Source organism: Ruminococcus sp. AF37-20 (assembly GCF_003460465.1).
GTDB classification, from domain to species: Bacteria; Bacillota; Clostridia; order Oscillospirales; family Ruminococcaceae; genus Hominimerdicola; species Hominimerdicola aceti.
In genome coordinates, this window is record NZ_QTVE01000016.1 from 37,598 (window position 1) to 45,902 (window position 8,305).

Annotated in this window: 9 protein-coding genes; 1 reads left to right on the forward strand and 8 read right to left on the reverse strand. The window is 42.2% G+C overall.

The window, feature by feature from the left end; all coding sequences use genetic code 11:
• The 6 genes from DW015_RS10155 to DW015_RS10180 form a co-directional block, all read right to left on the reverse strand.
• Complete coding sequence (locus DW015_RS10155) at window positions 1-732, reverse strand: ABC transporter ATP-binding protein (RefSeq protein WP_117905575.1); 732 nt, start codon at window positions 730-732, stop codon at window positions 1-3.
• A 129-nt stretch (window positions 733-861) separates the two neighbouring features.
• On the reverse strand, window positions 862-2,268 hold the full coding sequence (locus DW015_RS10160) for an MmgE/PrpD family protein (RefSeq protein WP_117905567.1): 1,407 nt from the start codon (window positions 2,266-2,268) through the stop codon (window positions 862-864).
• A gap of 77 nt (window positions 2,269-2,345) precedes the next feature.
• Window positions 2,346-3,260 (reverse strand): DMT family transporter, encoded by a 915-nt coding sequence (locus tag DW015_RS10165; RefSeq protein ID WP_117905568.1) that lies wholly within the window; start codon window positions 3,258-3,260, stop codon window positions 2,346-2,348.
• A 259-nt stretch (window positions 3,261-3,519) separates the two neighbouring features.
• Window positions 3,520-3,798, reverse strand: a complete 279-nt coding sequence (locus tag DW015_RS10170; protein ID WP_117905569.1) for a helix-turn-helix domain-containing protein — start codon at window positions 3,796-3,798, stop codon at window positions 3,520-3,522.
• A gap of 31 nt (window positions 3,799-3,829) precedes the next feature.
• The gene (locus tag DW015_RS10175; RefSeq protein WP_117905570.1) at window positions 3,830-4,258 is read right to left on the reverse strand and encodes a cyclic nucleotide-binding domain-containing protein; all 429 of its coding nucleotides are present in this window, start codon (window positions 4,256-4,258) and stop codon (window positions 3,830-3,832) included.
• A 22-nt stretch (window positions 4,259-4,280) separates the two neighbouring features.
• On the reverse strand, window positions 4,281-5,054 hold the full coding sequence (locus tag DW015_RS10180; protein ID WP_117905576.1) for a nucleoside phosphorylase: 774 nt from the start codon (window positions 5,052-5,054) through the stop codon (window positions 4,281-4,283).
• A gap of 1,200 nt (window positions 5,055-6,254) precedes the next feature.
• On the opposite strand from DW015_RS10180, the gene DW015_RS10190 reads away from it, so the two are divergent.
• Window positions 6,255-6,794: a GNAT family N-acetyltransferase gene (locus DW015_RS10190; RefSeq protein WP_117905571.1), complete on the forward strand. Its 540-nt coding sequence runs from the start codon at window positions 6,255-6,257 to the stop codon at window positions 6,792-6,794.
• A gap of 176 nt (window positions 6,795-6,970) precedes the next feature.
• Here DW015_RS10190 and DW015_RS10195 read toward each other — a convergent pair whose 3' ends face one another.
• Window positions 6,971-7,432, reverse strand: a complete 462-nt coding sequence (locus DW015_RS10195; RefSeq protein ID WP_242993270.1) for a DUF6017 domain-containing protein — start codon at window positions 7,430-7,432, stop codon at window positions 6,971-6,973.
• Between the two features lie 46 nt (window positions 7,433-7,478).
• Complete coding sequence (locus tag DW015_RS10200; protein WP_117905572.1) at window positions 7,479-7,952, reverse strand: replication initiator protein A; 474 nt, start codon at window positions 7,950-7,952, stop codon at window positions 7,479-7,481.
• Window positions 7,953-8,305: the final 353 nt, after the last annotated feature.

Consider the following 8,305-nt stretch of genomic DNA (forward strand, 5'->3'; position numbering starts at 1 on the left):
TCACACTCCTTCAAAGCAGCCTCTGATATGCTCTACAAGTGCGTTACACTCAGGGGTATATCGCATTTCCTTTCTTCTCGGTCTCGGAAGAGTTATATCCACCATTGCGGAAAGTCTGCCTGGGTGAGGCGAGAACACTGCCACCTTATCAGAAAGATAGACAGCTTCCTGAATGTTATGGGTAATGAAAATAACGGTTTTGTGGGTCTGTCTCCATATTTTCAGTATATCGTCATTTAGCTTCTCTCTTGTGAACTCGTCAAGAGCTGAGAAAGGCTCATCCATTAAAAGTATAGGCGGATCGAGTGCTAACGCTCTTGCGATACCCACACGCTGCATACCGCCGCTGAGCTGATATGGATAATGGTCAGCGTAATCGGTAAGACCCACAAGCTCAAGCACCTCGTCTGAACGCTTTTTCTGTTCTTTCCTGCTCATCTTTTGCAGCTCCAGCGGCAGGTAGATATTTTTTCTCACAGTCCGCCAATCAAACAATACTGCACTCTGGAACACCATTCCGAAAGAGTGGCTGAGACGTTCCTCTTTCGGTGTGTATCCGCTTATAATGACCTCGCCCTTTGTGGGCTGCAAAAGGTCACAGATTATTCTGAGCATTGTGCTTTTGCCACAGCCCGACGGACCGACCAGTGAGATAAAATCACCTTTATCAATGTTAAAGCTGACATTTTTAAGTGCCTCGGTAGGTTCGCCCTTGGCATTAAGATAGGTCATACTGACGTCCTTGATAAGTATTTGCGTCTTCAAACAAAACAACTCCTTCTGAATAAAAAAGGCGCAGAGGAAAGCTGCTTTGCTGCATCTTCCTTCTGCGCTCCATTGCGTAGTCTTTATTTTTTAGGTTCAGCCTGCGTCGTTTACAAGCTTCATAAGCTCTGACATATCCTTCTGAGCTTCCAAATTCTCAACGTAGGAGATTATCTTTTCAGTTCTCTCAGGGTCGCTGTAAACTCTGTTTGCAAGAGTTCTGAATTTGTTCTTTACGTCCTCAAATGTAACAGGGTTTCTCCAGTCGCCCTTTGGGTCATCGATAACCGACTCATACTCGGTGTCGTCTTTCATTGTGATCTTTACAGCGCTTGAATAATGCTCAGGGTATCTTGCCTCGAACTCCGGGTCTTCAACGACCGTTGTTGAAGCAATGAGCTTCTTTACCAGCGGATCGTCAATATACTTGACGTCGAACTCATCAACTGTTACCTTGCCGTTCACAAAAGCGATAGCTGCCTGGAAAGGCATACTTAACTGGAGATCAACGATATTCTTAGGGTGCCACTTGCGTTCTTCTGCAAGCAGTCTCATTGTATACTTCGATGAGCGTATCTCGATCTTTTCAATGTCCTCTGCCTTTGGGTGGTGCTTTGCAACGATATCCAGACAAGCGTCAAGATGTCCGCCTGAATAACGGCAGCAAGGATATACCTTGATACTTGATGAAGCAAATTCCCACTTATCGCCTAAGCCCTCTGTAATGAACTTTGTGTCGAAATGATCGTAATATGAATAAGCGTGGAGGATCCCGTCCTTGCCCTCATAGATATCAGGCGGGCCATTGAAGCCCTTGTCAGCGAGATATGCGGCAATGATAGAGTTCATTGCTGGATGACCTGCCTGAAAACGCTTTGTGAAGGAACCCTCAGAATTCCAAGCCATAAGACCTGCAACAGTGCTTCCTGCAATACCCTGAACGTAAACCGTCTTCTGCTTGTCAAAGCCCATTAGCTTCGCAGCGCTGACAGCCGCACCCATTGAACCGCAGGTGCTTGTAGGGTGAAAGCCCTGATAGTACATATCGCCAAGATATGCACTGCCAAGTCGGCAAACGACCTCATTTCCTAAGCAAACGGCTTCGATGAACTCCTTGCCGCTCTTTTTGAGCTTCTCGGCAAGTGAAAAGCTTGCAGGATATGTAGCAGGCGACGGATGAGCATTCGACTCGTTGTGATCGTCAACGAAATCGTAGCCGTAGCACTGGATAGCGTTTGCGAAAGCCGCATTCGGTGCAGAAACCTTCTTTGACGAGCCAACAATAGTACATTCAGCGGAACCCTCAAGCTCCTCATCGGTCTCTCTTGCGATTTTGCTTGTGATGATATTTCGTGTGCCAACCATTGAAGCAAGCACGTCAAGTGTCAGCGTCTTTGCGTGAGCCACCGCATAGTCGGGCAGATCCTCGAACTTAAGTTCCGTGGAAAGCTCTGCGATAATTTCAGCGATCTTTTTTTCATTTGTCTTTGCAGTTGTAGTCATAATAAACAGCGTCCTTTCATTGAATTGTAGCAAATCGTATTATTGAAATGTTGATATGGTGTATTGTATGTATTGTTCTATGCTTTGGCTTGCAAAGCCTGTGATGAACGTTTTGACCTGAATGGTATGATATTTATTGCCGAGCCGCATATTACAAGCACCGCACCTGCGATCATATGCGGGGTAACAGCTTCGTGGAGAAATATATAAGCTGCCGTCATTGCGATAACAGGCTTTATAAAAAAGGATACCGAAGCCGCCGAAGGACCGCCTGCGGCGATCGCCTTGAGAAATGCGATATAGCCTATTCCCGTGACCACTATCCCAAGATAGAGGAGAAGCGGTGCTGAGGAAAGAGATATGCCTTTAACTATCGGTCTGCCGGAGATCAAAAGATAGATCAGAAGTCCTGCACAGCCAAATAGAAAACTGAAACAGTTCTGAGACCAGCCACCGATCTTTGTGATACGCTTTTTTCCAAGTGCGGTATAAAGTCCAAAGGCAATGGAAGCAACAAACACGATGAAAAGCCCCGAAATGTTGTTGCCCGAAAAAAGCTTTTTCGGATCAGCTGCCACTACAAGTCCTGCAATGCAGATGATAAGCACAACAAGCTTTTTTCTGTTGAATTTGTCGCTTGTAAGGAAGTGAGCAAAAACCATTGTGAAAACCGGGTTTGCACTTATTATCAACGCGGCAAGCGCTGCGTTTGTTTTCATAACACCGATCTGAAACAGCGTCATCGAAAAGCATACACACACAAGACCGAGTATCACGAGATAAATTATATCACCTGCTGTCAGGCGGTAATTTCGCTTTTTGAGGTCTGCCGCCGCAAACGGTATCAGCAGCACACCACCGATAAAAAATCTCAGAAATGTGAGCTGTATCGGATCGAATGTACTTCCGCCAAGCTTCAGCGCCGTTTCCATTGTGCCGAAGCAAAAGGCTGTTATCAAAACATAAGGAAAGCTTTTTTTGATATCGGGCATTTTTATTACCTCACTTTGCGGTCAAATGATTTTTTCATTTGCCTTGCTGTATCTTATGTTTTATATTATACTCGTTTTGAATCTTTTAAAAAGGACAAATGTCCTATTTAAAAGATAAATTATGCATATTTTTTTCGTGCTTTTTTGTGCAATTTTGCATTTTTAACGATTTGATCATATCAACCTATATAATTTTATCTTATCAATACAACGAACAAAATAAATGGAACGTCAAGGACGCTGTTCACTACATCTCATTTTATAACTGCCTTTTCTGTTCATTAAGTTCGCTGTAAACGCTGAGTTTCATTTTGTCTGCCTGCTCACCATCCACCACGATAAGCCGTCCCTGTCTTGTAATAAGCCCCTGTTCTTCCAGCCTGTTAAGGGCACGGCTTATTGATCGGATATTTAAGCCCGTGTCCTCTGAAAGCCGCTCACGTGGGATATTAAGACAGACCTTTCCACATCCCCCCATATCCTCATAATAAGAAAGCAGCCTATATGCCAAACGTTGATAACCGTGAGAAAAGAGCATTGCACGATCTTTGTTCTGCTGAGAGAAGTTTTTATATATAATTAATAAGCCGTGTTATGCTAAAAAGCGCCTTATTGCTTGAATGAAGCCAATGTAAGAACACTTCCTTCGGCATATATATAAGCTGAGCGTCATCACTTTCAGTACATACCGTTCCTCGTGAAAACTCTTCGTCCGTGATAGCCTCCGTTTCTCCCATCAAACAAGGGGCACGAACACTTGCGATCTCATACAAAATGCCGTCTGGAAGCTCCTTGTATATCTTTGCCGTGCCTTTTAGCAAAAAATAGACCGCCTCGCATCTTTCCCCCGACTTTATAAGCATATCACCCGAATGCTTTTTCACCAAAGCAGCATTACCCTTGACATTATCGTCCATAAGGTCATAAAGGGCAGATATCCACTCCGCAGTGCCTCTATCTTCGCAGCTTTTACATATTGCTTCCCGGCTGTCAAGCATTTTTCTCACTCCTTATCATTTCTTAAAGCTTATCTTTATCCTCTTTGATAAGAATTTTTAAAGCCTCCACCGCTGTCTTAATAGCGTTGTGAGTATCAAAATCCGTATTCATAAGCCCTGTTGCCTTTTCACGGAGCAGATTTCGGCAAAGGTTCAGCACAGCGCCACAGCGAATTTTTCTCACCGCCGACACCACAAAAATTGACGCACACTCCATTTCGGAGGCCAGCACTCCGGCTTCCTGCCACATTTGCATATTGCGCTCCAGCGTATCGCGGGTCGGCATTGATCGGGGTCGATGCTGACCATAATAAGAATCTTTACTGTCAACTACTCCGACAGCGACAGTCAACTCTAATTTTTTTGACGCATTTTCCAAAGCTTTCATCACCGAATAACTCGGCACAGCCGGAAACTGTTTGGGCATATAGCTGTCAGCAGTACCCTCAGACCTTACCGCACCGTTTGGTATAATAAGAGTACCCGGCACAAGTTCAGGTTGATGAGCGCCACAAGTTCCGACCCTTATAACTGTATGCACGCCAGCGTCACAAAGCTCCTCCAAAGCTATCGCCGCTGATGGTCCGCCAATACCAGTTGACACCACCGAGACCCTTTCGCCACAAAGCTCACCTGTATATGACATAAACTCTCTTTTGTCAGCCACAAATTTCGGCTTATCAAGCTCCTGAGCTATGATCTCAACACGCCTTGGGTCACCGGGCAGCAGAACATATTTCCCCAATTCTTTAGGATAACAGCCAAGATGATGAAGCCTTTCATTAGTAATAATCATATTTGTTCCTCCCAATGTATCAATACATACCTTGCATTGCTTTACTTTTTTAGGCAACAAAAAAAGCACCTGAAAGATTTTCAAGCGCTTCATTGCAACAATTCCCTATACTATGATTTTACTATAAAATACATTTAATTTCAAGAAACATAGATGTATTTTTCTTAAACATTTATTAAACGCAAGCGTAAAACCATCCGCTACCTAAAAATAAATCAGGACCCTGCGAGAATCATGCGTCTCAGCAGCCTAATCCCGTTATTCTTCTTGACCCTTCGGACAACGCTGTTTTGAGAAAAAAGTATTTCGTATCAAAGGAATACGACTACATAAAAACTCTATCTGCAAAACATTTCTCGCCTGTGATTCAGTCAGCGATGAAATACTTCTTAGCTATCACTATCGCTGCGACAAGAACATTATTAACTTCAATAATAAAAAGTACTATAACGGCAGACTTAATGTAATGACCACCGCCAAAAATCTCAATCCGCTTGTATTCTATGAAATTCCTGACGATACAACGACCTACAAGAACACTGCTCCATATGAAGCGGAAAATGCACGATAAAGCGAGAGGTTGCTATTTCACAAGTGTTTAACGAAAACCTCGCACATGAGAAACTGTTTTACTCAGGCTGATTTGATTTTGTCGTTTATGAAAAACCATTTAAAAATCAGGAGTTTCCTCTGCTTGCGATCGAGTTTGATGGAAAAGAACATTTTGACGACGAGATAGTAAAGCGGCGTGACAGAGCTAAAAATGAGATATGTCGCAAGCACGGTTTTGAGCTTATCCGTGTTGAAAACTCATATGCTCGAAGATACAACTTCATAAAAAACATACTTATCGACTTTTTTTGCAAAGATCAGGTAAGATCGATCATTAATTACTACCCTGCCGCCGTTATTGCCTTTTCATCAAGCACACGTTCGCCCTTGGAGTTGGTTTTCAGTTTCTTTGCAAGCTCAGGGTGTCTGCTTAACATTTTGTAAAACTCCAGCGTTAGGAAATTGTTGTTCCTGCAAAATTCGGAGATGAAACAGGATTTCTTATTCTTTCTCATTGGTTTGTTGTCCTTTCTTTTGATTTTCTATTTGTTTTTCTGTGCGGATATGGTATAATGGTTTTGGAAATTGGTCGGGATAAACTGCCCGACAAATCGAAATTTTTGCGATAACCATTGAGGTGGTTTGTAAATGAAAGCATTAGAAACAGAGCGATTATTTTTACGAGAATGGCAAAAAAATGATGTTGAAGATTTATTTGATATTATGAAAAATCCTTCTGTCACCATCGGCGGATGGAAACCTCATTCAAACATAAATACTTCTATCGAGGTTTTGAATGAGTATATTGAAAGTGATGAACGATGGGCTGTTGAGCTAAGGGATACTGGAAAAGTAATTGGCAGTATAAGGGTTTATCCTGACAATAATCGTGGTAAATTATTCGCTAAAACTATTAACTATGTTTTATCCGAAGATTATTGGGGAAACGGATATATGACGGAGGCGGTTAAACGGATTATTGAATATTTGTTTGAAGAATTAAATATAGATTTACTTTCCGCTTTCCATTATCCTAATAATGATAAGTCCAAAAAAGTCCTTGAAAAATGTGGGTTTGAGTATGAGATTACAATAGAACAAGGCTCTACAAGATACGATGGACAAGTTTTTGATGCGGTGTGCTATTCAATTTTGAATTCTGATTATTTTCAAAACAAGTTATTATAACTTAACTGAAAACTTTCCATTTATCAAGCAATTCACTTATCGCAGCACTCATAACGGGTGCTGTGTTTTTTTCTGCCGTTAAGCCTGTGCTTAGTCATTCTTCGGCAAATCTCAAATAAAGCTGCCACCAACAAAAGTTCAGCCACTTTCCTCATTCCTTTCAAAATTCCATATCATCATAGCAGCTTCATACCCATATCGTGTTCAAAGCCTGCAAAGGTCGCATTTGTCAGAGTGTAAACCGAGTTAAACAGCGACGTTGTAAGGAATCGGTCAATCCTGCTTATCTTTTCGGGATAGCTCACAAGACTTTGCAGAACATATTGAACGTGTTCAAATGTTATCTTTCCGTAAGCCGACTTTGCCGTTTCTTCCGAAATACGCCTGCCCTCGGAAACCACACTTCTCTCCCCACAGAGAACATCAACCATTAAGCCCTTTATCTCCTCTGCCATTTTCACAACCGATTCATCGGGGTGATATACAAAACAGTCATAGTCGATCTGAACATTTACAGCTTCTTCAACAGCAGTTCTGTCTATCCCGTCAATCAATCCGTCATTTTCAACAGCTCTGGGTGAAAAATTCTGAAAGCCTGCCCGTGAACGATTGACGGATTGATCTTCAATATAACTCATTTCAATATTATTCTTATCAATATAATTAGTGTCCGAATTTCGTACTTCAAGAATTCCGTTTTTCGGATTTGCAGAAGTCCGATTTTCCGACTTCCTGACTTCCGCTTTCCGTACTTTTTGATGTCGGAGTGCTATCCAAACTCTGCTGACAATGTATAATAAAGTTTTTCACATACAAAATAGACGGCAAGCCCAGACCTCTCCGCTTCTTCTTCACAAGCCCGATACCCGACTGATCGTCAAGTTCTTTGAGAAGATTAAGAGCTTTTTCGTGACCAACATCAAGTATCTCCTCAATTTCTTCTACGGGGAAAATGATATACACCCTGTTGTGCTTGTCGATCCAGTTGTTTTTCCTGCTAAGGCTCATTCGTTCAAGCAGCAGACCATACAGAAGCTTTGCTTCATTGGATAAATTACCGAAATGCTCCTTATCGGTAAACAGCACCCTCGGAACACGAACAAAAGAGAATTGCTCCAATTCTGCACCGTAATAATAGTCAAATTCTGTTTTGGGCATATATTTCACACCTCACATATACATAGGCAAACAAAAAAAGCCGCAGGACACTTCAAAATAAAATAAAGAATCCTGCGGCTCAAAACCACATAAATATCGTGTTTGCATAAAAACAAGTACAGAAAATGCCTATTCTACGTCATTTGACGGCTCACTCGTACTATACTCGTACTATTTTTCCGAAAGTCTGAAAAACTCAGCCAAAAAAATTTTCAATTCGTACTATTTTCGTACTATGAAACGGCTTTTTTCAGTTTTCGAAGAAAAGGTAAAAGCCCGCAACCGACGTAGTTGCGAGCTTTTTCGTGGCAGGGGCAGAAGGATTCGAACCCTCGGCACGCGGTTTTGGAGAC